Below are 24,955 nucleotides of genomic sequence, written 5' to 3'. Positions count from 1 at the left end.
GTTCACATGGCCATCAGCTCGACAGACGCAGCCGCCATCCACAAGCTGGCCCAGGCCGCCGGAATCGACGACGACACCCTCGCCGCCTGGACGGAGGAGGAAGGCGGCTACCGGTTCGCCATCACCAGCCACACCGGCGCCATCAAAGCCCCCGCGGCTTCCCGGCTCAGGGAGCGGATCAACAAGTTCGCGCGCACCAAAGACGCCCCCACGCCGAACGCCGCCCCGGAGGGCACCCTGATGGCCACCGACAGGCAGGTCACCTACATCCTCGACCTGCTGGCCGAGCGGGAACGCACCGGCGACGGAGGCGGCTTCATGACCGGCCCCACGGACCAGAACGGCATCGAACAGATGACCCGCCGGGAGGCGTCCATGTACATCACATCCCTGACAGAGGACTACTGACGGGGCCGATCACCGATATGGTTCACCCCATCACCACGGACCTGCAAAACGGCCCAGCTCTCGCGAGGAGCCGGGCCGTTCGAGGCGGGAGGCGCTGAGCGAGTCCGGCCGACCATCTCGCGGCCGGACTCGCTCGCGCGAGAACCAGCTCAGACCGCCCCCGGAACGCCCCGAAGCGTGCAGGCCAGTCCCGGTTCGCGGCGGCCCGCATCTGTCACAGGTCCATCACAACGCGCACACCCCTCCCGAGTCCGCCCTACCGTGGCGAGACCGTCACACCTGGGGGGATTCCCGTGCCAGCCCGCATCACCATCTCAACTGCCGCACTCCTGCTCGCCGCAGCCCTCACCGCCTGCGGAGGCAGCGACAGCGGAGACAGCAAAGCCGACGAGAAGCCGAAGAACAGCTCCGCGCCCGCCGCCAGCAAGAAGGCCACCGAGGTCGACTGCACGGCCGAGGACATCGACCAGAAGACGTGGAACACCCACTGCTCCGGCGAGATCGATGGCGCGGCCAGCGCAGGACCCGAAGAGCCGCTCGCGCTCGGCAAGCCGGCCGGGACCGTCGGGGACCAGGGCGCCGGCGTCCTGGAGATCACCCCGACCACCGTCGTCTACACGAAGGCGGGTGGCGGCGGCACCTCGCAGAAGGGGACGTTCGTCTTCGTCACGGTGAAGGCGCGGGCGACGACCGGCGCGGCAGCCGAGGTGCCCGCACCGATCACCGGCAACGGCTGGCAGTGGATCGCCCCCGGCGGAGAAGCCATCGGCTGGGGCAGCGGGGACTCGGTCAGCGTTCAAACGGAGTCGTTCGACAGCACGGGGCCCGTCCAGCCCGGATCGTTCCAGTGGCGCAGCACTGTGTTCGACCTCACCCCGGCGCAGGCGAAGGGCGGCACGCTCCAGTACCTCGACGGTGACGGCGCCGCCTACCGGTGGAAGATCCCGGGCGCCGACACCGGCCCGCAGATCGCCGAGGTCAAGAAGCAGCTGGCGGGCTGAGACAGTCGTGTGCCCCCGCCGCCTGCACGAAGCAGGGGCGGGGGCACACGACTACTCGGACTCGCCCGGCGGTTCAAGCAGCAGCGCCGGGTCGAAGGCGGGTTCCAGGAACGGTGCGATCGACGGGGCGGGCATCGGCTGCGGATCGGCCAGGCCAAGATTCACCAGCGACGCCATGTCGGCCGAGGCATCCACCGGGCGGGACGTGGCGGGTCGCGGTTCGATCAGGTTGGGCACTTCAGACTCCTATGTCGTGCAGGTACGGCCGGACGTCGTCTGGGACCGGCTGCGGCGGTGAGGGCGGTTCCGCTCCCGTTGCGCGGATGTGGCCGTACAGGCTGCGGACCCACGCCGTCAGGTAGCGGATCGTGAAGTCCTGACCGGCGACGCGCGTGCGCTGCTGCTCGGAGTCCGCCTCCAGCTCGTCTATCCGCTGGCCCTGGCGGGTGATCTCCTTTTCCATCCGGTCGGTGACGGCCGTGAAGTCGTCGCGCCGGTGGTCGCGGCGTGTCCGGCGGGCGGCGCGCGCGCCCCATGCTGTCACGACCGCCGATGCCACCCCGACGGCCCCACCGGACACAGCCGTCCACATCTCAGCCGTCACCGCCCCACCCCTCCATGTGCTCGGGCCGGGCAGGCTCGGTCCACCCGGCCACGACGATCACCGGCACTGCCGCGACCGCCCAGATCAGTGCCGCGATCCACCCCCGCGGGTAGTCGTGCAGCGGCCACCACGACGCCAGGTACGAGCACATCCACGGCACGACGATCACCAGCAGAGCGGGGAACCCTACCCAGTCCCGGCCCTGGCGCAGCGGGGCCGATGCCAGGGCGAGGAGGCCGCAGACTATCCAGCACCAGGCCCACCCGTCCAAGGGCATGACGCGCAGCAGGAGGCGGATGCCCCGGGTGTCGGGCAGCGGCTCGATGAGCTGACCGACACCGTAGAGCGCCCACAGTGCGCCGAAGCTCGCGAGGATCGCGCCCCGTCTCCCGAGGCGCCGGGCTATCAGCCCGAGCACCTACACCCCCCGGGCGAGCGACGCGCTGTTCGTCACGTCCCTGGCCCGCGCGAGGATGCCCTTCACGAGGGACACCGCGGCGGCCGTTCCCGCGGACAGGGCGGTGTACCACATGCTCGCGTCCAGCGGCTGGGTGATCACGATGCCCGCGAGGAATCCCCCGAGGAACGAGGTCAGCACCCGTTCCAGCAGGTCGCGCGCGTACGTGGCGCCGTTCTTGATGACGGTCTCAGGCGTGGGCAGTATGTCGGCCATCTCAGGCCCCCTTCTTGAGGTCGCGCACCTCGGCGCGCAGCTTGGCCACGTCACCGCGCAGCCCGGTGAGCGCGTCGTAGATCTCCCGCAGGAACGACTGAGGCGCCCAGTGGGGGTTGGTCGTCTTCGTCGAGCTGCTGTCCGGGGCGGGCACCTTGTCCTGCTCCCACACCGCCGCGTACAGCTGTGTCTTGTCCATGTCCTTCTCCTTGCCTCCGGTTGCAGGGGACTTCGCGAGGGCGATCACCCGCGCGAAGTCCATCGATCCCGGGTCGCCATGGTCGTTCTCCGGGACGTGCTGGTGCCCGCACCAGCCGGTGAAGGCGCGCCACTGCGCGTGCGACATGCGCGCCGGACTGGCCCCGTACGAAGCCGGGGTCACGCCGGGCCGCCGCGAGTCGACCCCGTAGGCCAGCCAGTCCTTCACGCACGTGAGCGGCACGGCGTGGTGGGTGTTCAGCCAGCGCACCAGCCACGCCACCTCCGCGAGCGCCCACTCGGGCGCGTCAGGCCAGTAGATGTAGTCGACGCCGGCGCGCTTCCCTGCCCACGTGCTGGCCTTCGTCGCATCGCAGGTCCCCACCAGCTCCATCTGGAAGGCGTTGGCCTGGTTCGTCTCGACCCCGCCGACCTTGTTCGCGAGCGCTCGTGCGGACTCGTCGACGTCGTAGTGCTGGTACCAGCGGATACGCCGTGCCGGGATGTCGGGCAGCCCGGTCACGGTCGGCGCCATGGCGCCAGGCCGTCCCTGGCTGTCGGCGTACGTAGGGAGGCTGCGGCCCTCCGTGGTGTGTACGACACCGCAGTTGACCTCCATGTCCGACCCCGAGAAGCGCCCGGCCCCGTAGAAGTACGCCTGTGAGGCGCCGGGTATCTTCTGCGGCCCTGATCTGGCCACGTGTCCTCCTGGGAATGGCGAAGGCCCCGACGGCGAGCCGGGGTTCGAGTGGTTGGTCTAGAGGCTGGCGAAGCAGCCGTTGAAGGACACCCAGGGAGGTCTGCTGTCGGCCTGGGTGCCCCAGAGCCTGATGTGGCCGTCGGTCTGGATGTCCGCTTTCAGGGTGATCCGCACGCTGTTCACATCGGAGCATGGGACCGTGATGGTCCGCTTCGTCGACGGTCGGTACGCCACAGGGAGAGGGCTGGCGGTCAGCGTCCAGCTCCCCGGTACGAGCCACGGAATCCCGTACGCGTCCTTGCTGATCGCCCCGCGGAACATGATCGAGTCCTCCCCGAACAGGTTCACGAGCCGGTACTGGAAGGTGCCGTTGTCGTTGCCGTTGTGCTCCCAGCCCGAGGTCAGGCCGACCGTGGTCCATGACTTCGCGCCGGTCGCCACGACCGTCCACGCGCTGCCGTCCCACAGCGTGAGCAGGTCCACGTCCCGCAGCCACGCCAGCATGCCCTCGACCGGGGTCGTGATCGTGGCTCCCCGCGCTGACGCCGACGCGAAACGCATCACCCCGCGCTGCGCGAGCGCGTTGGCGATGTCCTTGGCGAGCTTGCCCGCGTCCGGGGCGTCGATCAGCGACGCGATCTGTATGCCCTGCCCGTAGTCGTCTGGTACCGGCATGATCCCCTATCCGATCCGTGTGGCCCGCATCCACGAGCCAGCACCCATCCGCGTCGGCGTCGCGTTGCTCGCCGACTGCGCCCATGCCACCGCGCAGGTCCCCGCGGTCCCGGTCGTGGTGACCACGCCGGTTTCGATGGCGTACAGCAGGTTGGTGTTGGTGTTGCGGCGCCCGTAGGTCACCGTGGTGCCGAACCCGTGGGCGCCGAAGCGGCCCGCAATGTTGTCCCCCGCGTTGGTCAGCGCATCCGTTCCGGCGGCGGTCGACGCGGGGCCGTGCGCGCCCTTCAGGCCGGTCGCTCCGGCGGGCACCTGCCACTGGGTGACCAGCAGTCCGGCCGCCGGGCCGCCCACCAGCAGGTGCATCTCGACCACGTACACGCCCGCCGCTGCGAGCGGCAGGACGAGGTCGGGGTCGGCGGCCGGTGCCGTGGTCGATGCGCGGTCCGTCGCGGTGGTCTTGTAGGCGTAGGCGGGGATGCCGATGGCCGTTCCGGGCCCGGTGTCGAGGCGTCCGGCGGCGGCCCAGTTGCCCGCCGAGGACTGGGTGAGCAGGATCGTGTCGCCGACAGCGGGCCGGGCGTACGTCTCCATCCGCCGGGCGGGGATGCCGTCGGCGGTGACCGTGCCGTCCGTGCCGACCGCGGTGACGGTGGCGAGCCGCCAGTCGGAGCCGCGTACCGTCGTCGCGGCCTCACCGGCGCGCTGGGCCTGCCCGCGGAGCGCGGCGGCGAGGTCGCGGTGGATGCCGTGGCTGCTGGTCACGCGTCCTCCTTCGCGGAGATCGTCGTGATCGGGAAGTCTCCGCCCACGTCGAGGGGGACGCTGAACGAGGCGACCTGGTGGAGTTCTTTGGTGCCGTCGGGGTGGACGACCCGGATCACGTCCCCGGGCTCCAGCGCCGGGTTGGGGAGGCTGGAGAAGTCGCCCTTGGCGTTGGGGGCCTTCGCCGCGGCGAGCTTCAGGTTCGCCGCCGCCGTGCAGGCCGCGGTGGTGGTGAGGGTGGGCGAGCTGTAGAAAGTGGGGCGGCGGCCGAACGGGCCGCCCCAGTAGGTCGGCGAGGCCGGGTCGTTGTCGGTCGCGAGGTAGCTGACGGGGGCCGTGTTGTCGGCGGTGTTCTCGCCCCGGGCCAGGACGCCGTTGTGGACGTTGCTGCTGGTCATCTGCCGGGTACCGGAGAGGTACACGCCGCCCTCGGTGGCTTCCACGGACCACGCCGGGGTGGCGGTCGTCAGGTCGGGCAGGGTCGCGATGACGAACACGCCGTCGGCGTTCACGTAGCACTCTGCGCCCGCTGCGGCGGCGATCTCCTGCACGGCGGCCCACGGGTCGGCCTCCGTGTCGAAGGTGCGCCGCCCGATCGGCGCGTCGGGGATCGCCGCGAGGACATCGGCGCCGGGGAGGCTGCGCGTCACCACAGCGGTGATCGCGCCGACGACCGTGCCCGACGCGGTGAACGGGGCGGTGAACCTGTCATCGGCGACGGCCGCGGAGAGGTCCTTCCCCTGGAGCGTCACCGGCCCTTCGGACAGGTCGCCGCCCGCCTCGTCGAGCCGGAACACCCCCAGCGGGACGAGCTCCTCGCTGCCGTCGCCGTACTCGACGCCGCGGGCGAGCATCAGCCGCGCACCGTAGGTCGCCAGCTCGTCGGCGGCCGTTACGGGGATCAGGGACACGTCCGCGCACGTCACCGTGCAGGTGCGGCGGATCGCCTGCGCCCGGTCGACCGCGACGCTGCCGCCTGTGTGGTCCAGGTCCAGGACCCGGCCGTCCGTGAGCATCAGCTGCACGCGCGTCACCGGGGTGTGGCTCTCCGCCAGCCGGGCCAGGAAACGGTCGCTGACCGGATACATGTCACGTCCTTCTGCGGTCGAGGAGGACGTGCTCCCAGGTGGCGTACGCGGCGAGGACATCGCCCCAGGTCGCGAACTCGGTCAGCACGTCCTGCCAGGTGCGGCCCGCAGCGCCGTTGACGCCGACCGCCGTCGGCATGTCCGCCTCGACGAGGGGCAGCGTCCACTCCCTCCACGGGTCCTGCGCCGTCCCGCCCGTGCGGGCCTCCGTCACAGTTCCGGCGTTCACGTACATGTCGGTGACGCCCATGCCGGGGGCGGCCTGCCACAGCAGCGTGTTCCCGGAGTCGAGGAGCAGGTTCAGACCGGCGCGTTCCTCGTCCGAGCGGGTCCAGACGACGAGTTCCCCTTCCGCGCCCTGCCGCAGGCCGGAAAGAACGATCTTGTTGCGGCGGCCCCGCACGATGAACGACGTCTGCTCGATCGGCCGCTGCCAGTCCGGCGCCCGCCGCACCATCACCCTCGTGTTGCGCTGCGGGTTGCCGGGGTCCTTCAGCCAGGCCGTGTTGATGTCGGCCAGGGCGACCGTCACGTAGACGCTGGTCCGCGTCCCGGTCAGCACCGCCGACGGCGACCACAGCTGCACGTGGTAGCGCACCGGCACATTCAACGGCGCCTCATGATCCTCGATGACGACCGTGTCCGAGATGACCGGCGTCCGGTCCCACAGTCCGTCCGGCCCCCGCACCAGGGTGCGGGACCCGTCAGCGCCCTCGCGGTACACCGTCAGCCCGTAGTCAAGCAGCAGCTCCCGCAGCGTCAGACGCGCGTAGCCGTCCCCGCTGACCGCCTCGACCGCGGTCAGCGGCAGCACCTGCCACAGCGCGACCGCGTCGACCTGCATCTCCGAGCCCGTCGCGGACGCCGTGGCGATCAGCTCGACCGCCGCCTGGGTGGCCCCGGCCGGCGCCGCCGCATCCGAGGGCATGCCGTACCACACCCCGGACGAGGGGAACGAGTACGCGGTCCCCGCCGACGCGCCGAGGTCGGTGCCCGCCGCGTCGTACCAGCGCAGCCGCAGCCACAGCGACGCCCACGTGCCCGTCACCGTCCGCGCAGACAGCGAGATCCGCCAGTTCAGGCCCTCGCCGCCGGGCGTGGGGAAGCGGGCGCTGCGCACGGTGCTCGCCGTCGCGGTCGCCGAGGTGACCGACAGCGCGTACGACCCGTCGACGGTGGCCGCGCCCCACGGCGAGGTCCGGGCCAGTACGGCCACACCGGATGTCCTGGTCCAGCCCGCGATGCCCTGCTCGAAGCGGCTGTCCGGGTACGGGACGACGCTGCCGACGACGTTCTTCGGCGCGGTGGTGATGACGACGGTCTCCAGGCGCAGTACCTGCCCGGCGCTCGCGCCCGTGAGGCCAGCCGCCACCGAGCACGACGCGGCTGTCGGCGGCGCGACCATCGCCGCGCGCTGCGTGTACATGCCCGTCCCCGGCGCGTCCAGTTCACTGCGCGCGGCCCCGACCTGGTTGCCCACCGAGTCGTAGAACCTCAGCTCGATCCACGCCGCCGCGGACAGGGTCGGCGGGTTCAGGTAGGCGTACGCCAGGTACTCGGTCCCCGGGGTCACCCGGGGCCGGTCGACCGCGACGACCGCGGCGTTCCCCGCGGCGACAGCCGTCAGCGCCAGGGTGTGCCCGCCGGCGAGGTAGTTGTTCACCGCCCACGCCACCACCGGTACCTGCCGGGACACGGTCGCGTTGACCTCGGGCACCCAGCCGGACGTGTCGATCTCCGTCGACTCCGTCCCGAACGGCAGCAGGTTCCCCGGCACCCGGAGAGGCCGCCCCAAGTACACGTTCTCCCAGTAGTGGTTCACGCCTGCCGCCGCAGGTGTGGACGTCAGAATCACCCTGGCCCGTTTGGTGTTTGCGGGCGCGGCGCCCGCCACTCCCACCCGGTGCCAGTTCGGCGACGACCCGGCCGTCGTGAGGGACAGTGTGGTCCCGATCGGGAGGCCCACCGCGTTCAGCCACTGGATGCCGATCCGTTCCGGCACCACACCGGCCGCGTCGGCGACCGCCTGGAGGACGGTGCCGGGGGTGACCGCGTACGACGACACGGTCGACGCGACGACGGTGCCGGCCGCGACGGACTTGACGACCAGGCAGCCGTCGCCGTTGCGGCCCCCGGTCCCCTTGGACAGGGCCGCGTTGAGCGGCAGCCCCCACCCGGACGTGTTCGGATCGACCATCTCCGTCGTCGCGGAGAGGAAGTTCCCGGGGATCGGCACAGGGGCCTCCTCAGCTCGACTGGATGACGGAGATCAGTTCCTGCTGCGCGGACCGGATCTCGGTGCGGGCGATGTCGGTGATCTCACGGTCCCCGACGAACACCTGGACCGTGAGATCACCGAGACCGAGCTGGGGTGGGCCGGAGGAGGCGGTGAGGGTGTCCCACTGCCGTCCGGTCAGCACCGGCTCCGGCCGTCCCGTCCCGTTGTAGGCCAAGTTGAGGCCGGGCTGGAGCATGCCGCCCGAGTCGTACCAGTGCGGGCTGCGGGACAGCCATTTCGAGTAGGCAGCCGACGGGCTGCCGTAGTCCGGGCGGCCCTTGATGTACCCCAGGCCCCACCGGATCTGGGTCTGCGGGTTGGTCCGCCAGTCGGCTCCGGCCGCCGCCATCTTCGTCGCGGGGAGCGACTGCGGAATCCCGTAGGCCCCACTGGAGGGGTTGCGGGCGTTCCACCGCCAGTTCGACTCGCCCTCCCACAACTTCTTCAGCGCAGGGAACTCGGACGGGCCCCAGCCGTAGCGGCCGAGGATGGACCGCGCGTAGGTCTGCGCGGCGCCCGCGGGAGCAGTTCCGCCCCCGCCTCCGGAGAGGAACGGCATCGGGTCGACGGCACGCCCGAGGCGCCGCGCCTCGAAGTGGAGGTGCGGGCCGGTGACGTTGCCGGTCGCGCCGACCCGTCCGATCAGATCGCCCGCACCGACCCGCCCTCCCTTCTGCGCCACCGCGGACGACAGGTGCGCGTACAGGGACGTCAGGCTGCCGCCGTGGTCGAGGACCACGAACTTGCCGTAGGGGCCGCCTCCGGCGGAGACCTGCTGCACGGAGCCGCCTGCCGCCGCACGGACCGCGGTGCCCACGGCGGCCGGGAAGTCGAGGCCGGTGTGCCGGCCGGACGCCCACATGTCGCCGGAGACGCCGTACCGGGTGCCGAACGCGGCGTTCACGGGCCGCAGCCACTGCCCGCCGCCGCTGCCGCCCCCGCCCGTCAGGCCGGTGACCGCATCGACGATCTTGTCCTTGAGTCCGGTCGTCATCTTCAGCGGGATCCGGCCGATCATCTTCCCCATCCGCGAGGTGCCGACGCCGCCCGCGACCTTCGACAGGACGGGCTTGACCAGCTCCTTCCACACCTTGGAGGGGTTGGTGAGCAGGTCGGCGCCCTTCTTCGCCCAGTCGATGCCCGTCCCGACGACGTCCGTCACGGTGTCCTTCGTCCAGTCCCACGCCCCCTCCAGCCCGCCGAGGACGCCTCCGCGCTCCATGAGCCGGGTTCCCGCCGCCTGGTGCAGGGAGAGGGCCCGGTTGCGGTACTTCGGGTCCGTCGGGATCACGAACTCGGGATAGCGGGGGTTGCCCTCGCCGACGATCGCCGTCGGCCGGTTCACCCGCATCGGAGCCGCGGGGCCGAACCCGCTGCCGACCGTGCCGCCCGCTTCAAGCAGTTTCGGCGCGTTCGGGAGTTTCTTCAGGCCGACGAATCCGGCGATCTTGTCCCAGACGGCCTTGATCCCGTTCGTGTAGACGAAGTCGATCACGAAGTTCACGGGGCCTTTGGTGATTCCCTCGATTTTGTCCCATGCCTTTTTGATGGCTTTCCTGGCACCCTCGAACGCGTCACCGACCAGCCCGATCGCCGACTTGATGCTGTCGAACGCGGGCTTCAGTCCCTTCACGTAAAGCCAGTCCGCTTTCTCCCCGATCCAGTCCCATGTGTCGCGGCCCTTGCGCCACAGCCAGACCAGCTTGTCGCCGACCCAGTTGAGCGCATCCCAGAACCCTTTGAGGAACGGCCAGAGGGCCTTTTCCCAGACCCATCCGAGTTTGGGGGCAAACCAGTCGAAGAGGGGGACGAGGATTTCGTCCCAGATCCACTTGAGTTTCCCGCCCACCCAGACAAGCGCATCCCAGAACCCTTTGAAGAGCGGCCAGAGGGCCTCGTCCCAGACCCACTTGGCCTTGTCGCCCACCCACTGGAGGACACCCCACAGGTTCGAGAAGAACGGTTCCAGGGCGGTGTCCCAGACCCGCTCGGTGGCGTCCTTGATGCCCGCCCACGCCGTGTCGACGATCTCCCGGAAGACGGGGAACTTCTCGTAGGCGGCGATGACTCCTGCGGCCAGCAGGCCGACCAGCCACACGACGCGCCCGATGGGCGACATCCGCATGACGAACGACCACGCGGCCGTGGCCGCGACGATCCCCCACAGCCCCTGCACCAGCCACGGCGCCTTCTCCGCCATCCGGCCGATGCCGTCGGCGACGTTCCTGATGACATCCAGGACCGGCCCGGAGAGAGGGGCGAGGGCCTGCCCGATCTCGAAGAACGCGCCGCCGATCCCACGGAGCGCGCCGCCGACCTTCGGGCCGGTCTCCTTGACATATCCCAGGAACCCCTCGAATTCGGGGCTGCCCTTCAGGCCTGTCGCCCAGTCGGCGAACTTCTCCGACTTGTCGCCCATCCAGTCGGATATGTCTTCCATGTGCGGGAAGAACGCCTCGACGGCGCCCGCCATGCCTTTGAAGATGTTTCCGAAAGTCCGGCCGAACCCCTTGATCGCGGGTGCTGCTGCCCCTTCCAGGCCCTTTTTGAAGCGGGACCAGAACGGGTCCTTCAGTTCACGTGAAGCGTCGTCCTGGAGGTCGCTGACAGCGCCAGCAGAATTCTTGACCAGCGTCGTCAGTCCGGGAAGCGCGCCCTTCGCGCCCTTCACTCCACGGGTGAAAATGGGGAGGACGTCGGGCTGCAACTCGGTCTGCCAGTCGGTGAACGCTGCCGACAGCCCGTCCGGGCCCGCGATCGAGTCGTACAGCTCCCGCTGCGCCGGGCTCAGCTTCGCCAGCGCGTCCCGGTACTTGTCCTGAGCCGTCGCGGCCCGCACCGTCGTGTCGATACCGGCCGCGCGGGCCGACTCGATACCGCGCTCGGCGGACTCGATCCGCTCGGCGGACTCGACCTGCACCTCGGCCGCACGGGCGACCGCGTCGGCGACCGCCCTCTGCGCGTCGGCGACACCCCGCTGTGCGTCGGCGACACCCCGCTGTGCCTCGATGGTCGCCTCGGCCGCATCCTGGGAAGCCCGGGCGGCAGCCGCCTGCGCGTCGGCGACGCCGCGGGCCCGCTCCTGCACCTGCCGCTCGGCCTCGGCGGCGCGCTCGGCGGCCGAGCGGACCGCCTCCTGCCCCTCTACACCCTCACGGCGGGCCTTGTCGGTCTGCCGCAGCTGCCGGACCAGGTCGGCCTGCTCGGTCGCCTGCGCCCGCACCGCTTCCTGCGCCTGGTCGCGGGTCAGCTGGGCCCGCGCGCGCTGGAGGTCGGTCGCCTTCGGGTCGGCGAGGACCTTCTGGAGTTCCGCGTGCGCCTCGCTCAGGCGGAGGCGCGCGTCGCGCTGGTCCAGGGACGACCGCCGCAGACGCTCGTCCAGCGCCGCCCGCTGCTCCTCCAGCTGGCGCACCGCATCGACCCTGGCCTGGGTCAGCTCTTCCTCGGCCTGACGGGCGTCACGCTGCGCGTCGGCGAGGGACCGTTCTGCCTGGCGGACCGTGTCAACCGCCTGGCGGGTCGTCTCCGCGGCCTGGCGGGTCGTCTCCGCGGCCTGACGGCGCTGGTCGGCCACCCGGCGGGTGGCATCGCCGACACCGCGCTCCGCGTCCTCGATCTGCCGCCCTGCCTGAGCGGCGGCCTGCGCCGCCTGACGGCGCGCCGAGGTGAGCGCGGACTGGGCGCCCGCCACCTGTTGTGCCTGCTGCGCGGCACGCTGTTCAGCGGCGGCGCCGTTGTCGGTCGCCTGGGCGGCTTCCTCCGTCGCCTGCTTCTTCGCCTGAAGTACGGAGGTGACGCCTTTGATCGCGGGGATCGCGACGAGGCCGATGGAACCGAGGCCCGCGGCGGTGACCGTGGCCATGCCGGCCACGGCGCCCAGGCCGGCCAGCAGTATCGGTGCCAGGGGGATCGCGGCGACTCCGGCGATCGTCGCGCCGAGGAGCATGAACGAGGCGATGGCGGGACCGGTGTTCGCGTGGACGCGGATGCGCACGTCGTCCCGGTCCAACCGGTTGACCATCGCCTGCACTGCCGCGAGCTGCGAGAACGCGGCTGCCGCGTCCACGCGGACCGCTACGTCCGCGTCGCTCGCCGCCAGCGCCTGCAAGCGGACCTGCACCGCTTCGACCGTGGCCAGGGCCGTCGCGGAGTCGATGTCGATGCCGATGCGGGCATCGGCGAGCTGGGTGAGCTGCGCGCGCAGCCGCGCGATCTCCACCTCGGCCGGTGTGCTGTCGGCGGTGAGGTTGATGTGCGGCAGCGACGCCTGGGCCTGCTGCACCGCAGCACGGAGACGGCCGCCGAACCCGCCGTCCGTCTCCACGCGGACACGGGCCGGGTCGCGGGTGACGTCGTCGATCTGCTGCTGGAGCAGCCGCAGCTCCGCGATCGCGGACGCCGTGTCCGCGCGGACCGCGATGTTCGGGTGCAGCGCTCCGAGCCGCTGGAGACGCTGCTCGATGTCGGCGGCCTGCTCGCGGGCCGTCGCCGCGTCGATGTCGACGCCGATCGTGCGGTCCGCCAGCGACTCCAGCCGGGCGCGGAGGCGGGCAAGGTCGGCGTCGACGCCGGTGTCGTCGATACCGACGTCGATGTGGGGCATGTTCCGGAACGCGGCCTCCAGCCGGGTCCGGATGCTGCGCGCGAACGCGCCGCCCGCCTGTTCGCCCTGGCGTGCGGCAGCGGGCCGCGCAGCTCGGCCGCCCTGGGTGATCCCCTGCTGGAGGGACGAGCGGACCTGACCGGTGATCTGGCCCGCGATCTGCTCGCCGACCTGCCGGCCCAGCCGGGTGCCGAGCGTGGCGGCCTGGGCTTGCATGGCCGGGCCGAACGCCCGCCCTGCGGCTTCCCCGGCGTCGCGGCCCGCCCGCGTGGCGGCAGGTACGAGAGCGGCGCGCAGCCGCCCGTGGATGCCCCGGGTGCTGGGGATGATGTCGATCTCGACGGACCCGACGGTGATCGCAGCCACGGAGCCCCCTCTCCGTGGTGCGGCGCTACACGGCGCCCCCGTTGATCATCTGGAACAGGAAAGCGGCCTGGCCGGTGGACATCGCCGCCGCCGTCTTCGGGGCCTTCGCACCGGGGCGCCGGATCGGCTCCGGGGGCTTCGGGCGGCGGCCCTTCGACCCGGTGTTCGCGCAGACCAGAACGTGCTCCACCCGCGCCACCCGGTCAGCGACGACCGCGAGCAGCTGCTCCACCTGGGACCAGCGGCCCTTCTCCGGCTCGCCGCGGTCCGCCTGGTCGGCGAGTTCGGCGTCAGGGGTGGCGTTGCGGATCGCGGTCATCGTCGCGGACTCCGGCGGCAGCCGCGAGATGAGGACCCGCAGGCGGCGGGCGGTCATCTCCCCGCGGTAGAAGGCGATCAGCTGGTCGGCGTCGCGCTGGTAGTAGAACGCCAGATCGCCCTCTACCGCCTCCTGGTGCGCCGCGACGACCGCGCGGGTCCACGCGATTTTCCCTCGCTCTCACCAGCACGCTCCGCAGCTGCGGCGAGGAAGTCACCGAACTCGTCGTTCGTCGGGTCGATCTCTTCGTACAGCTCCACGTCGTCCGGGTGCATGACGCACGCCGCGAACGCGTCCACGTTCCCGGCCTGCAACACGCGGCGCCAGGACTGCCGCCACGCGCCGGTGGGGATGATGCGCAGGTCCTCCCCGCAGAGCGGCGCGGTGACGTAGGGGCCTTCGGCCTCGACCTCCAGCGCGTCCGGGGCATCTGCCGTCCCGGACAGCTCGTCCAGGTCGTGGTCGCCGCCCTCCAGCACGGGCTCGTGCTCGGGCTCCCGCGGGGGGCGGGGCCGGGCGTAGTCGTCGCGCGGGCGTTCGGGGCGGGTAGGGCGGTGGGTCGCGGCCATGGGCGCGGGCCTCCTCTGTCGCGGCGCGGGCAGGAACAGGAGGTGAGCGGGCCGGGCCCGCGCCACGGATGACGGCCCGCTCACCAGCTCAGGACCCCACGTACGGGGGCGTCGCCGGGATCTTGTCGACGTGGTAGACGGTGTTGCCCGCCGCGTCCGGGTAGGTCGTGATCGTCCACTCGTAGCCCGACATCTCGTCCTGCTTGAACGTCACGTCGGACCGCTCGCTGATCTCGCCCTCAGGGACGTAGAAGCCCTTGTAGGCGTCGCCGTCGATGACCAGGAACCAGAACGCGCGCCGGTCCGGCACCGGCGACGCGGTCTCCGCGTACTGGGTGATCCCCGAGACGTCCGGCTCCAGGTCCGCCGCGTCGAGCCGGTACTGAAGCGACTGGACGGCGATGCGGGAGGTCTCCCACGCCGTCAGCCCGAACGTCCGCACCGACTTGGTGATCTGCGTGCGGTACGGGCTGGTGAGACCCCAAGGGGTGAACTCCTGGGAGTCCTCGTCGAATCCGTAGGTGAGGCCGTCGTCGCTGATGGCGCCGAGCGGCGCCCACGGATCTGTGGGCTGCGCCGTCGGCGACGACAGGGCGGGCGTCCCGACCGGGGCCACCCAGCCCCCGCCGTTCGCGCCGACGATCGCCAGGTCCGAGGCGCGGGTGATGAGGACCATGATGTGTCTCCAGACATGGGGAAGGCCCGCGCACGGGCGGGGTGCAGAAGGGGTCCGGCGCGGGCCCAGAGAGAGCGGTCAGGAGACCGGGTGGCAGAAGACCTCGTAGGTGGCCCCCACGCGGCGGAGCGCAGGGTTCTCGTAGGGGCGCGGAGCGGGCCGCGCGAGAGTGCCGACCCGTCCGAAGACCGCCGTGGCGGTGGTGGAGCCGCGCAGCTCGTGCAGGAGCAGGTTGCGAACCCGGCCCGCGAGCTCGACCGCGGCGCCGCGGGTAGCGGCGTAGACGTTGATGTCGACGAGGGGGCGGTCGAGGCGGAACCCGTCGTCGTCGCCGCCGACCGACTCGACCTGCACCGTCGGCAGCTCGTCGGCCAGATTGTTGTCGAGCTCGTCCCGGACGACGACCGCCGGTCCGAGGCGGGCCTGAAGCCAGCTGATGAGGACGAGTTCCACATCGACGGGCGCCGGTGCGGGCATCATCCGCCTCCCGACCGTGCCGCCCGCAGGAGCACGTGGTGCGCGCGGACGCGTTCCGTGCCGTACTCCACCCAGCGGGCGTAGGGCGCCGTGTTGCGGACCGTGGCCGTCGCGCGGTCACGGCGCCGGCCGCCGCGGGCCGTACTGTCCGGCGACCACGACGCCTTGTAGCGGCCCGCATGCGGGTCTCCGGGGCCGCCGACGGGAGACAGGGCCACGGCCGTCGCCATGACGGCCTGCGCGCGGCGTTCCATCTCGGCCTTCACCATCGGGGACCGCAGCAGCTTGCCGACGCCCCTGCGGGACAGCTTGAACCGGGCAGCCATGTGTCCTCCTCAGCCGGTGACACGGTCGGCGGCGAACTGCACCGGCCCTCTGGTGCCCGTGAAGGGGCTGCGGCTCCAGTCGCCGGGCTCCCCGGTCACCTCGTACACGGCCCCGCGGATACGGAACCGGTCGGTGGTCTGGACGTCCGTGCGGGGAGGGGCGTAGACGGTGAACCCGACGATGACCGTGTCGCGGTCCTGCTGCTGGTCGCCGCCGACCTGCGGCAGTTCGGCGCGCGGCGCCACCACGCACCCCCGCACCGGCGTCTCCGTCAGCGGCCCCGGAAGGGGCTGGCCGCGCGGGTCCCGGCCCGGGGAAGGGCCGCGCCGCAGCCGGACCACCGTCTCCCCATACGGGTACGGGGCGGGCATCAGGGCCACCTCCAGCCCGGTTGGCGGTCCGGGTGGACCGGCCAGGTCGGCGACGGATCAGCGGTGGCCGGTGTGGGATCGACGGTGAACGCGCCGCCCCGGCCCGCCAGAGCCTTGAGGGCGGCCTTGTCGGCCTTCGTCAGGTACAGGCCGCCCGAACCGGACGGCCGCTGCACCGACATCGGGCCGATCGTCTCGTACGACACTTGCTGCGGGTTCACGTAAGCGCGCCCCGCCACCGACAGCACCACCGCCGTCGCCTGGTCCGGCAGCGGCCTCACGACCGTCTCGCACAAGGCGACCGCCTGCGCGATCAGCAGGTCCGCGCGGGCACCGTCGATCTCCCCCATCCCCAGATAGAGGCCGAGCTGCTCAGCCGTCGGAGACACGAACGCCACCAGGCACCTCCTATCGGGCCAGGGACTCCACCGCGGTACACCACGCCTGCAGGTCGCCAGCGGGGTCCAGCTCGGCGGAACGGGCCTTCGCCCGCTTGCCGGCCAGCCGGTACTCAGCAGGCGTCAGCAGCTTCCGCAGGACCGCCTCGTACCCGTCGAGGTCGTGGCGGTCCACGAAGATCCCCGCCTCGCCCAGGGACTCGCACAGGCCCGGCGTGGGGTGAGCTATGACCGGGATGCCAGAGGCGAGCGCCTCCACCCCGGCGCGCCCCCAGGACTCGTAGGAGCTGGGCATCAGCAGCACCTTCGTGCGTCCGTACACCCGGTCCCTCATGTCCGCTCCGTCGACATGCCCGACGACCTCGACGTTCGGCAGGTCGGGGAGGATCTGCTCCCCGTACGCGCCGCGGACCGCGAGGAACTCCTGCTCCGGCATACGGCGGGCGAGGGCCTCCAGGACCCTGCCGCCCTTCTCCGCATTGCAGTTGATCAGGGTGACCGCCTTGCCCGGCCGGGTCGCGTAGTCCTCCGCGAACACCGGGGGCCGCACCACCAGCGTGCCGCCGGGCCGGACGGACTGCGGATACTCGGCGAAGAACATCTGCGCCTCCGCCTGCATCCACAGGCTGTTGAACACCGCCAGTGCCGTCCCGCCCGCCGCCATGTCGCGGAACGTCGGCCTGTGCGTGTTGTGGCAGACCACCACCAGCGGTGTCCCGTACCCGCGGGCCAGCGACGCGGTCGACGGCACGCACTCCAGGTGTGAGAGCAGCACGTCCGCCCGGCGTACCGCCGCGGAGAAGTCCAGGCGCGCCTCCAGCGGCACCACCCGGACTCCCCGGTACTCGTAGGGCTCGGACGTCTGCCCGTACCGGGACAGCCACACCTGCACGTCGTGCCCGCGGTCCACCAGGGGGCGGAGCATGCTGACGAGCATGTGCTCGGCGCCGGCGTTGTGCTGCGGCGGCATCGCATGCACGCGGGCCACGATCCTCAGCGGGGCGGTCCCGCCCGGCGCGGAGGCCGGGACCGCCGCCATCAGGTTCCGCTCGGGGTGCCGGTGAACTTCACGAAGGCTTCCGGGTCGCCCAGGACGAATCCATAGTGGGCCTCCGCCAGGAGGAGCACCAGGTTCTCCTGGAACGCCGAGTGCACACCGCCGTCCTCGTCGATGTAGGTGGCCTCGCGGCTGATCTTCACGGTGATGTCCATGCCGACGCCGTAGGCGGTCTGCGACCAGTCGCCGCCGATCGCCCGCAGGCCCGTGTCCGTCGAGGTCGACTGGCGCCGCACCTTGCCGCTGACCGACCGCGAGTACGCGAGCGGGTTGCCCACGAGAGATCCGGCCATCGCCATGCCGGTGCCCGTGTCGCGGGTCTCCACGAAGATGGCCCGTCCGGTGGTGTCCACCGCGCCGAGGAGCTTCGGCTGCAGGCGGTGGTCGGCGACCGTGCCGGTGTAGTCCCAGTCGTCGTCGACGATCTGCTCCATGCCGTTGACGAAGTCCTTCCAGATACCGCCGGTGACCTGGGACGCGGCACCCAGGGCGACGGCCTTGGAGGTCATCGCCAGGTAGTCGGTGAAGGGCCCGGTGGCACCCTTCATCGTCTTGCCGTGGATCGTCGCCCGGTCGAACGCCCGGCTGAACGCGGTCGGCAGGTCGGACTGCAGCTGCGTCCACAGGCCCGCCGCGTTGGACTGCACCACCTCCATCGCCACCGGGATCAGCACCGCGATCTTCTTGCCCGACATCTGCTTGATGTCGACGCCGCCCGTACCCAGCGGCTTACGGCCGGCCTGGTCGACCCAGTCGGCCGTCGGCACATCGAGCGGCACCGGCACGGCTGTGTTCGCCGACATCGACAGCGGGACCCGCCGCGACAGGGACATCACCGCGGACTGTTCCACCGACTTCTCGAAGATCGGGCCGGTCAGCGTGGGCGGGAGGAACGTCGCATTGACGTCGCTCAGCTTGATGGGGGCAGTTGCAACCATGGAGGGCTACCTCTCTCAGTGGCCCTTCAGGGCCTGCTGCATGAGTCCGGCGAAGATGTCGCCGGGATCGGAAGATGTGCGATTGCCGTTGCCCGAGGAGCCCTGCGTGCGGTCCGGCGCCGGACGCCGGGGGCCGGTGTCCGACGGCTTGCCCCAGTGCGGCTTGCGCTTCAGGAGAGCCGCCAGGTCCGCCCTGATGGCGTCGGTGTCGATGACTCCGTCGTCGTCGACATAGGCGGCGAGATCAAGGGCGCCGGCGGCGTCCTCCGGATCGGCGAAATCAGCCGAGGCCAGAGCCTCGACCTTCGAGGCGACCGCGGTGCGTACAGCCTTCGCGGCCCGCTCCTCGGCGGCCGTGAGCTGCTCGGAGAGCCGCTCCTGCTCCGACTTCTGCGCCTCTTCGAGCTCCCTGGCCTTGGCGGCGAGGGGCTCAAGCTCCTTGGCGGAAGTGCGGTACTTCGCGGACTCCTTGCGGAGCTTCTCGATCTCCCTGCGCGCCGTCTCCGGATCGGCCCACGGGTCCGGCCTGCTGTCCGCCTCCGGGGCGGTCTGCGGCTGCTCGGTCTGCTCGGTCTCGGTCTCTTCGGGCATGGTGAAGTCGCCCTCCTGGGGCTGGGGAAGGCCACCGCCGGGGCGGCCGGAAAGGGTGTCAGTCGGAGCCCGGCAGCGGATTGCTGTCGTGCTCGGCCAGCGCCCGCCGGAACAGGCGGAGCTGATCGCCGGGGCGGCCGGCGGCGTACTCCTGGTACAGCCGGTCCCACTCGGCAGCATGCGCAGACAGCTCGAAGCGCTGCCCACGGAAGACGGGGATGATTCCGCAGTGGCAGTTGTCGTGAAACTTCACGGCCGACGCGTCACCCGAGAACCTGGCATCCGCCTCCCGGCCCGCCGCCCGCGCGTCCTTGAAGACCGCGCCACGGCTGGCCAGGAGCTTGCAGAAGGAACAGCCTCCCAGCGCAGCCGCACGGGCGTAGGCGACCGCCTCCCGGTCCCGTCGCACCGCCTGCCGGACCGTGGCCCGGCCCTGATCGGAGACGAGTTTCTGGACGGCGCCCTCCGCCTTCACCTGCACCGCCTCCAGCCGGACCGTCAGCGGCTCACGCTGAGCCACCGTCGCCGCTTGGGCATCGCGCGGCCACAGGTCCTTCGCCGCCCACCTCAAGGACGCCTCGACCTGCTCGTCCGGCGGGGCGCCGGCGAGGGGGACGGTGAACGTCCCGCGGACACCTGCCGCCGCACGCTCCGCCTCGTAGAAGTCCGCCGCCACGGTCGCCGCCGTCTCGCCGTACCGGCCCACCACACCGATCAGCGCGGCGATCCACTCCGACACCGACGACTGCAACCGCGACGGAACGATCAGCCGCCGCAGCGCCCGCACATCCCGCAGCAGCACACCCGTCAACCCGCGCTGCGCCCGGCGCACACGCGCCGCCGACTCCGACCCGTCAGAGACCGTCGACGCCATCGCCCGCCCCCGCCTCACCAGCCGGAGCCGCCGCAGCAGCCCCGCCATCGAGCTGCGCCAGCCGGTCCAGCAGCGCACCGCCAGCAGCCCGCCCCGCAGCGCGCCGCCGCTCCGCAGCCACCCTCTGGCGCTGATCCTCCGTGAGGCCCGCCATCTCCAGCGCGACATCGCTGTCCGCCGGAAGCAAACCCGCCTGGACCATCTTCACCGCGGCGTCCGTCTGCGCCGCCAGCGTCGGGGTCGCAGGGTTCCGCCACACGGCGTCGATCCGGCGGGCCGGGTCCGGCTCCTTGCCGTCCCGCACCCACAGCGCCAGGCGCATCGCCTCGCGGTGCGTCGCCCCGAAGCGCCTGATCCTGCGCTCGGACTTCTTGACCAGCATCCCTTCCGAGCTGCGGATCGCGTCGGCGGAGGCGGGATTGTCCGAGGTGTAGCCGAGCATGTGCGGCGGCAGCCCGAGCTGCGTCGCCATGATCCGCGCGTACAAGTCGATGATCTTCGTCTGTCCGGACGGATCATGGGCCGTGAACTGGCCCACCGTCGGCACCTGGCCGTCCTCATCCCGCTCCAGGGCCAGCACCCGCCCGATGTACGTCTCCCACGCGGACTTGGCGTTGCCCTCGGCGTCCTGGAACGCCGACTCCGACGCGCCCAGGATGTACCGGCCCGGAGCGCCGAAGAACTCGGCCTGTACCTCGATACCCATCAGCCGACGGCACGCCGCATCGGTGATCGACCGCACCTCCGGCGTGATCTCCGACTTGCCGACCCGATCGGCTGTGCGCTGCCGGTTCGCCATCCGCAGCACCGGCAGCACCCCGAGGCGGTGCTCGTCACGGGACAGAACCTCCCAGCCTCCGTCCACCTCCAAGGCCGTCACCGTCTCCAACGGTGTCATCAGTGAAATGACCCGGTCCTTCGACGTCAGAGACCCGTCGTACCGGTCACCGCGCGACTCCCGGTAGGCCGCCAGCCCCACCCGGCCGCGCGCATCCCACTGCATCGTCATGTCGAGCGGCGACTCGAACGTCACCAACGGCGGAGCGCCCTCCTCGTCCGCCGAGCCCGCCACCACGTACTCGCGGCCGTACGTCAGCGCATCCAGATGGGCCAGCGACGCCTCGTCGAACCAGTTGTTCGCCTCAGCGATCTCATCCAGCTCAGCCCCGCCCGCCCCGTCCGACCACCGGAACGCCTCCAGATCGAGGCGCTGCTCCAGCGCCTCCACGCCGATCCGCGGCCATCCGATGACCGTATGCAGGCCCTTGAGCTGCGGCGGAATCGAGATCCCCAGATCCCTCACCAGCTGCTCGCCGTTGAAGTACGCGTCCAGCAACTCCAGGCCGAGGCGGTGCCCCGACAGATCCGACCTGAGCGCCGCGATCAGCGCCTGTTCGTCCTCCGACAGCCCCAACAGACGCAGCGCGGGAATCACAGCGGTCACCGCAGGACCACCACCCTCCCCTTGCCGCGGCTCTTGGGCCGGTGCTTCGAGCTGTTCAGGAGCGTCCGACGCAGCATCCGGGCCCCGATCATGCACACCGCCAGGTCGATCTTCCGGGGGCTCTCACGGTGCTCCTTGCCGATCGTGATGCCCCACTGGTTCGTGCGGCGCCGCGCGTTGATCACGTGCGTGCGCATCACCTTGTGCCCGTCGTGGACGAGGGTCCGCTCCAGGACATCCTTGTGAGTCCGTTTGACCGCGTCGGTGAACTGCTCCTGGTGCTGCTTGTTGCGCATGTCCCAGCGCACCGCGTGCTGCTTGGGCCCGGCGGTCACCGCACGCAGGCTCAGCTTCTTCCCGAACTGCTGGCCCCACGCGTCCAGGTAGCCGTCCCAGTACAGCTCGCCGTCGTCGTCCTCGCCCGAGCCCGGGTCGGCGAAGAATGCCAGCACCCGGAACCGTTCGAACGTGTTCTGCACGACACCGTCGACCTGCTCGCGGGGCACCTGCCACGGCGCGTAGCCGGGCGTGCTCGTGCTCGGAGCGGGCCAGTTCGGCGGCTTCTGCCACACCCCCAGCCCGGCAACCAGGCCGTCCGACATGCGGCACGCGGCCAGCCCCGTCGCATCGTCCGACTTCGAGCCGTCGAAGAAGATCACGATCTCGTCGCCGTCCACCAGCGCCAGATCCTCACGCTTGCAGGCTTCCCACTCGTAGCGGGCCATCCACGCGTCCTCGGCAGCGGTGACCTGGTTGTACCAGAAGCGGCGCGAGCGGGACGCCGGGTTGCGGACGTCCAGGATCGACGCCTTCAGCCGCTCGATATCCAGCCACGTCGAGTCCCCGCGCACCGCCATGAGCGTCGGAACGATCCACGCCTCCGTCAGCTTCGCCTCCGGCGGAGCCTCCAGCGAGTCGTAGAACAGGCCCGTATCGGCTGCCCGTCCGGCGTCGACCGCCTCATAGGCGTCCCGGGTCCTTTCCGCGACCGAGTCCTCACCCGGCTCGAACGCGTTCGTGTTCGCCAGCGACCGGGCCTGCCCGTCCGCCGACTTCGTGGAGTTCCGCTCGATGACTGCGGCCATTTCGTGGCCGCCGTTGGACGCCAGCCAGTGATGGGTCTCTCCCATCTGCACGGCCGTCGGCCGGCCCCCTTCGAGAGCCCGCGGGGACGACGTCACCGCCTCAATGCGCGCCCGGCCCTTGTCGGCGTAGATGATCTCCTTGCCGAGGTCGATCCGGTACTCCTCGATCGCCCGCTTCGTGAACATCCCCGGGAACAAGGTCATGGTGTTCCGCGTCTGGTCCTGCGACACGGCTGCGATCTGCACCCAGGCGTCCGGATGCTGCTGCCCGAGCGGCTGCCCCGGCGGCACACCCCACTCGTTGCCCTCGTCGGCGACCTGGTCGAAGCGGCACGGCCCGACGAACTCGAAGGCCGAAAAGGTCGCCACCAGCGGATCCTTGCCGTGCCCCTTCAGCCGCTGAATGACCCCGTCGCGCCACAGGAACCGGTTGGTCACCGGGTCCATCGCATACCACCACAGCGTCAGCCGGGCCTGCTCCGGCGTGTACCGCCACGGCCGCCCCGCGTAGTGCTGCAAGTACTCGGCCGTCCACGCCAGCGCCTGCCAGCCCAGCGTGTACTCCGGCAGCAGGAACTTCCCGTCCGGGCCGCGCTTCCACGTCGGGCCCAGCGTGAACGGCTCGACGACCGCGGGGACCTCTTCCTCAGCCACCGATCGACGAGCGGTAGTCGGCGATCGCGGTCACGCTCGCCGGCGCCTGCCGCGCCGTCGGCTTCCGCTCCAGCTCGATCCGCGCCCGACGGCGGTCGCCCTCCGTCGCCAGCAGGCTCGCCATCACGCTGTTCAGCGCGGCGACATACTGCCCGTTCGGCGGCCGGTCCGAGCACAGGCCGCGCGACATCAGCTCCGCCGCGTACCGGGCCATCGCCCAGTCCGACGGCTCATAGAAGGCGGCCTGCCCGGACTCCCGCAACGACAGGTACCAATCAGCGGCGATGGGGTGCCACAACGGGTCGGGGTCGGGAAGGACCGGCACATCGGCAGGCGGGCCGGAAGAGCCCTTCACGAGGCCAGGGCCATCGTCCTTGTTCCGACGACGGCGCTCCTCGCTGCGCTTCGGGATAGGTCCATGAGCGCCCATGGCGACCTCCAGGGTCCAAGGCGCCACCAGGACGCCGGGCGGGAAAGTGGCCCCGCCCGGGACGCCGCCAGGGCGTCAGGCCAGCGAGGCGATCCGGGCCGCCGCGTTCGGCAGCTCGGCAAGACCAAGGGGGGTGCCGGGAACCCGGTCACCCACGATCATGTAGCGGCGGTCCGAATAGACCTCCACCGCCACCTCGCCGCGACGCCACCGGCGCCCCGACGGAACAGAGCCGCGGAACCACAGATGCAGACCGCCACCTGAGCGTCCGCGCTCCATGTACGTCGGCGGCAGCGCGTCGACGATGCGCTGCGCCCACGGCAGTACCCGTCCACGCTCCACGGCATGGTCCAGGTCCACCACAACAATCCGGTCCGACGCCGTCAGCACGAACCCGACACCTTCGCCCGCCGACGCCTTCACCGCGGCCGCGTAGGTCGACCACGACGACGGATCATCCACGGAGGCGAACCGTCCGTCCGTGCGCAGCGGCACCTTGCGGGCCGAGTAGCGCACCCAGCGCGCCCGGTTGCGGAGTTCGGACGGCACGCGGGCCGCCTGTTCAGCCTGGACTCGCGACCGGGTCTCCGCGCGACGCGCACGGTATGCCGCCTGCCGGCAGGCGCCCGAGCAGTACTGCGCGTCCGCTCGCGCCACCACAGGCAGCGGGCCGCTGCACCGGGAGCATGTGAGGCGGGCAGTGGTCGTCGTCATGCGGCCATCCTAGCCATCATGCGTTACGGCTATAGCGCGTTGAGCAGGGGTGTTACTGAACTGATGCGCGGGGGCGGAGGCGAGAGGCGTCGGACCCGTCGGGCGTCTCCGCAGGTCAGCGAGCTAGGGAACCCGTACACGGGGGCAGGTGCTATACGGCCCCGATGGCCAGGGCAGGGGGGAGGGGGGTAAGCCCCCCGGGTCATCGACGGCTTGGCGGGGTCGAACTGGTCGACTTCGCATCGTTGGGCCGCAATGTCCACCACTGGTCTCGCTACGGCGCGGTCGGCGCGGCTGCGGGGGCCTGGCGTGGGCTCTGCCCTGCTCGTCGTCGCTGGCTGGTGAGCGCTTCGGTCTGTGTCCGTTGTCGGTCTGGTGTTGCTGTTGCTCGGTCTTCAGTCGGTGTTGGCTTGCTCGTCGTGTGTGTCGTCGACTGTGTCGTCTGGGTCGATGCGGGTGATGGTGGCTCCGGCGCTGTGGGGTACGACGAGGCATGGTCCGTGCTGGTCGGCGAGGATGGCCCAGCCGCGGTGGAGGGTGAGGGTGAGGTGTGGGTCCTCGATGTGGGTGTCTGCGCCTTGGCCTTTGGGATAGGTGATCAGGTAGGCAGTCACGTGAGTCCTGGGTGTGGTTCGGGTGGCCTCAGCCGTCCGGGCTTGGGGTTCGCGCGCT

General features: G+C 71.2%; 28 protein-coding genes. 2 read left to right on the top strand and 26 right to left on the bottom strand.

Going from position 1 to position 24,955, the window contains the following annotated elements:
- Nucleotides 1-6 precede the first annotated feature (6 nt).
- Together AB852_RS29055 and AB852_RS29050 are read left to right on the top strand one after the other, a co-directional pair.
- Nucleotides 7-408, top strand: coding sequence for a hypothetical protein (locus AB852_RS29055; protein ID WP_073793203.1), 402 nt, complete (start codon nt 7-9; stop codon nt 406-408).
- A gap of 293 nt (nt 409-701) precedes the next feature.
- Complete coding sequence (locus AB852_RS29050) at nt 702-1,409, top strand: hypothetical protein (RefSeq protein ID WP_073793202.1); 708 nt, start codon at nt 702-704, stop codon at nt 1,407-1,409.
- Nucleotides 1,410-1,460: 51 nt separating this feature from the next.
- Here the strand turns inward: AB852_RS29050 and AB852_RS29045 are convergent, their stop codons facing one another.
- From AB852_RS29045 to AB852_RS38865, 26 genes are all read right to left on the bottom strand, one after another.
- Complete coding sequence (locus tag AB852_RS29045) at nt 1,461-1,646, bottom strand: hypothetical protein (protein WP_073793201.1); 186 nt, start codon at nt 1,644-1,646, stop codon at nt 1,461-1,463.
- Nucleotide 1,647: 1 nt separating this feature from the next.
- Nucleotides 1,648-2,013 (bottom strand): hypothetical protein, encoded by a 366-nt coding sequence (locus tag AB852_RS29040; RefSeq protein ID WP_073793200.1) that lies wholly within the window; start codon nt 2,011-2,013, stop codon nt 1,648-1,650.
- The gene (locus AB852_RS29035) at nt 2,003-2,431 is read right to left on the bottom strand and encodes a hypothetical protein (RefSeq protein WP_073793199.1); all 429 of its coding nucleotides are present in this window, start codon (nt 2,429-2,431) and stop codon (nt 2,003-2,005) included. The genes AB852_RS29040 and AB852_RS29035 overlap by 11 nt, the downstream gene beginning before the upstream one ends.
- On the bottom strand, nt 2,432-2,686 hold the full coding sequence (locus AB852_RS29030; RefSeq protein ID WP_073793198.1) for a hypothetical protein: 255 nt from the start codon (nt 2,684-2,686) through the stop codon (nt 2,432-2,434).
- Between the two features lies 1 nt (nt 2,687).
- Entirely contained in the window at nt 2,688-3,584 is an 897-nt protein-coding gene (locus AB852_RS29025) for a hypothetical protein (protein WP_073793197.1), read from the bottom strand.
- 57 nt (nt 3,585-3,641) lie between these two features.
- Complete coding sequence (locus AB852_RS29020; protein WP_073793196.1) at nt 3,642-4,259, bottom strand: hypothetical protein; 618 nt, start codon at nt 4,257-4,259, stop codon at nt 3,642-3,644.
- Nucleotides 4,260-4,265: 6 nt separating this feature from the next.
- A complete protein-coding gene (locus AB852_RS29015; protein WP_073793195.1) occupies nt 4,266-5,024 on the bottom strand; it encodes a hypothetical protein in 759 nt (252 codons plus the stop codon).
- Nucleotides 5,021-6,112, bottom strand: a complete 1,092-nt coding sequence (locus AB852_RS29010; RefSeq protein WP_073793194.1) for a DUF5047 domain-containing protein — start codon at nt 6,110-6,112, stop codon at nt 5,021-5,023. Before AB852_RS29010 ends, AB852_RS29015 begins: the two co-directional genes overlap by 4 nt.
- A gap of 1 nt (nt 6,113) precedes the next feature.
- Nucleotides 6,114-8,348 (bottom strand): hypothetical protein, encoded by a 2,235-nt coding sequence (locus AB852_RS29005; RefSeq protein ID WP_073793193.1) that lies wholly within the window; start codon nt 8,346-8,348, stop codon nt 6,114-6,116.
- Nucleotides 8,349-8,358: 10 nt separating this feature from the next.
- Nucleotides 8,359-13,359 carry a M23 family metallopeptidase gene (locus tag AB852_RS29000; RefSeq protein WP_073793192.1) on the bottom strand — a complete coding sequence of 1,667 codons (5,001 nt, stop codon included), beginning with the start codon at nt 13,357-13,359 and terminating at the stop codon, nt 8,359-8,361.
- Nucleotides 13,360-13,384: 25 nt separating this feature from the next.
- Nucleotides 13,385-13,735 (bottom strand): hypothetical protein, encoded by a 351-nt coding sequence (locus AB852_RS28995; protein WP_073793191.1) that lies wholly within the window; start codon nt 13,733-13,735, stop codon nt 13,385-13,387.
- A 65-nt stretch (nt 13,736-13,800) separates the two neighbouring features.
- Entirely contained in the window at nt 13,801-14,247 is a 447-nt protein-coding gene (locus AB852_RS28990) for a hypothetical protein (RefSeq protein ID WP_245876966.1), read from the bottom strand.
- 88 nt (nt 14,248-14,335) lie between these two features.
- Complete coding sequence (locus tag AB852_RS28985) at nt 14,336-14,923, bottom strand: phage tail tube protein (protein WP_073793190.1); 588 nt, start codon at nt 14,921-14,923, stop codon at nt 14,336-14,338.
- 78 nt (nt 14,924-15,001) lie between these two features.
- Nucleotides 15,002-15,400: a phage tail termination protein gene (locus AB852_RS28980; RefSeq protein ID WP_073793189.1), complete on the bottom strand. Its 399-nt coding sequence runs from the start codon at nt 15,398-15,400 to the stop codon at nt 15,002-15,004.
- Nucleotides 15,400-15,726: an HK97 gp10 family phage protein gene (locus tag AB852_RS28975; protein WP_073793188.1), complete on the bottom strand. Its 327-nt coding sequence runs from the start codon at nt 15,724-15,726 to the stop codon at nt 15,400-15,402. The genes AB852_RS28980 and AB852_RS28975 overlap by 1 nt, the downstream gene beginning before the upstream one ends.
- Nucleotides 15,727-15,735: 9 nt before the next feature.
- Complete coding sequence (locus AB852_RS28970) at nt 15,736-16,098, bottom strand: hypothetical protein (protein WP_073793411.1); 363 nt, start codon at nt 16,096-16,098, stop codon at nt 15,736-15,738.
- A complete protein-coding gene (locus AB852_RS28965; protein WP_073793187.1) occupies nt 16,098-16,496 on the bottom strand; it encodes a hypothetical protein in 399 nt (132 codons plus the stop codon). The genes AB852_RS28970 and AB852_RS28965 overlap by 1 nt, the downstream gene beginning before the upstream one ends.
- A gap of 10 nt (nt 16,497-16,506) precedes the next feature.
- Nucleotides 16,507-17,535: a glycosyltransferase family 4 protein gene (locus AB852_RS28960; protein ID WP_073793186.1), complete on the bottom strand. Its 1,029-nt coding sequence runs from the start codon at nt 17,533-17,535 to the stop codon at nt 16,507-16,509.
- On the bottom strand, nt 17,535-18,491 hold the full coding sequence (locus AB852_RS28955) for a phage major capsid protein (protein ID WP_073793185.1): 957 nt from the start codon (nt 18,489-18,491) through the stop codon (nt 17,535-17,537). Before AB852_RS28955 ends, AB852_RS28960 begins: the two co-directional genes overlap by 1 nt.
- A gap of 15 nt (nt 18,492-18,506) precedes the next feature.
- Nucleotides 18,507-19,082, bottom strand: coding sequence for a hypothetical protein (locus AB852_RS28950; protein ID WP_073793184.1), 576 nt, complete (start codon nt 19,080-19,082; stop codon nt 18,507-18,509).
- A gap of 58 nt (nt 19,083-19,140) precedes the next feature.
- Nucleotides 19,141-19,956 carry a VG15 protein gene (locus tag AB852_RS28945; RefSeq protein ID WP_073793183.1) on the bottom strand — a complete coding sequence of 272 codons (816 nt, stop codon included), beginning with the start codon at nt 19,954-19,956 and terminating at the stop codon, nt 19,141-19,143.
- Nucleotides 19,937-21,400 carry a phage portal protein gene (locus AB852_RS28940; protein ID WP_079185004.1) on the bottom strand — a complete coding sequence of 488 codons (1,464 nt, stop codon included), beginning with the start codon at nt 21,398-21,400 and terminating at the stop codon, nt 19,937-19,939. Before AB852_RS28940 ends, AB852_RS28945 begins: the two co-directional genes overlap by 20 nt.
- Complete coding sequence (locus AB852_RS28935; RefSeq protein WP_073793182.1) at nt 21,397-23,139, bottom strand: terminase; 1,743 nt, start codon at nt 23,137-23,139, stop codon at nt 21,397-21,399. The genes AB852_RS28940 and AB852_RS28935 overlap by 4 nt, the downstream gene beginning before the upstream one ends.
- Nucleotides 23,132-23,569, bottom strand: a complete 438-nt coding sequence (locus tag AB852_RS28930; protein WP_073793181.1) for a phage terminase small subunit — start codon at nt 23,567-23,569, stop codon at nt 23,132-23,134. The genes AB852_RS28935 and AB852_RS28930 overlap by 8 nt, the downstream gene beginning before the upstream one ends.
- A gap of 75 nt (nt 23,570-23,644) precedes the next feature.
- The gene (locus AB852_RS28925; RefSeq protein WP_073793180.1) at nt 23,645-24,283 is read right to left on the bottom strand and encodes a bifunctional DNA primase/polymerase; all 639 of its coding nucleotides are present in this window, start codon (nt 24,281-24,283) and stop codon (nt 23,645-23,647) included.
- Between the two features lie 395 nt (nt 24,284-24,678).
- Complete coding sequence (locus tag AB852_RS38865) at nt 24,679-24,897, bottom strand: hypothetical protein (RefSeq protein WP_073793179.1); 219 nt, start codon at nt 24,895-24,897, stop codon at nt 24,679-24,681.
- Nucleotides 24,898-24,955 lie beyond the last annotated feature (58 nt).

The organism is Streptomyces uncialis, assembly GCF_001905345.1.
Taxonomy (GTDB): domain Bacteria; phylum Actinomycetota; class Actinomycetes; order Streptomycetales; family Streptomycetaceae; genus Streptomyces; species Streptomyces uncialis.
The sequence above is the reverse complement of the archived record's forward strand: the minus strand, read 5'-3'. Positions and strand labels throughout refer to the sequence as shown.

What these genes read in the sequence shown, in the direction of transcription:
- AB852_RS28985 (WP_073793190.1), bottom strand. Translation starts at nt 14,923, where the DNA reads ATGGTCCTCATCACCCGCGCCTCGGACCTGGCGATCGTCGGCGCGAAC.
- AB852_RS28975 (WP_073793188.1), bottom strand. Translation starts at nt 15,726, where the DNA reads ATGGCTGCCCGGTTCAAGCTGTCCCGCAGGGGCGTCGGCAAGCTGCTG.
- AB852_RS28960 (WP_073793186.1), bottom strand. Translation starts at nt 17,535, where the DNA reads ATGGCGGCGGTCCCGGCCTCCGCGCCGGGCGGGACCGCCCCGCTGAGG.
- AB852_RS29030 (WP_073793198.1), bottom strand. Translation starts at nt 2,686, where the DNA reads ATGGCCGACATACTGCCCACGCCTGAGACCGTCATCAAGAACGGCGCC.
- AB852_RS29020 (WP_073793196.1), bottom strand. Translation starts at nt 4,259, where the DNA reads ATGCCGGTACCAGACGACTACGGGCAGGGCATACAGATCGCGTCGCTG.
- AB852_RS28925 (WP_073793180.1), bottom strand. Translation starts at nt 24,283, where the DNA reads ATGACGACGACCACTGCCCGCCTCACATGCTCCCGGTGCAGCGGCCCG.
- AB852_RS28980 (WP_073793189.1), bottom strand. Translation starts at nt 15,400, where the DNA reads ATGCCCGCACCGGCGCCCGTCGATGTGGAACTCGTCCTCATCAGCTGG.
- AB852_RS28990 (WP_245876966.1), bottom strand. Translation starts at nt 14,247, where the DNA reads ATGGCCGCGACCCACCGCCCTACCCGCCCCGAACGCCCGCGCGACGAC.
- AB852_RS29055 (WP_073793203.1), top strand. Translation starts at nt 7, where the DNA reads ATGGCCATCAGCTCGACAGACGCAGCCGCCATCCACAAGCTGGCCCAG.
- AB852_RS28945 (WP_073793183.1), bottom strand. Translation starts at nt 19,956, where the DNA reads ATGGCGTCGACGGTCTCTGACGGGTCGGAGTCGGCGGCGCGTGTGCGC.
- AB852_RS28950 (WP_073793184.1), bottom strand. Translation starts at nt 19,082, where the DNA reads ATGCCCGAAGAGACCGAGACCGAGCAGACCGAGCAGCCGCAGACCGCC.
- AB852_RS29010 (WP_073793194.1), bottom strand. Translation starts at nt 6,112, where the DNA reads ATGTATCCGGTCAGCGACCGTTTCCTGGCCCGGCTGGCGGAGAGCCAC.
- AB852_RS28995 (WP_073793191.1), bottom strand. Translation starts at nt 13,735, where the DNA reads ATGACCGCCCGCCGCCTGCGGGTCCTCATCTCGCGGCTGCCGCCGGAG.
- AB852_RS28930 (WP_073793181.1), bottom strand. Translation starts at nt 23,569, where the DNA reads ATGGGCGCTCATGGACCTATCCCGAAGCGCAGCGAGGAGCGCCGTCGT.
- AB852_RS28955 (WP_073793185.1), bottom strand. Translation starts at nt 18,491, where the DNA reads ATGGTTGCAACTGCCCCCATCAAGCTGAGCGACGTCAATGCGACGTTC.
- AB852_RS28970 (WP_073793411.1), bottom strand. Translation starts at nt 16,098, where the DNA reads ATGCCCGCCCCGTACCCGTATGGGGAGACGGTGGTCCGGCTGCGGCGC.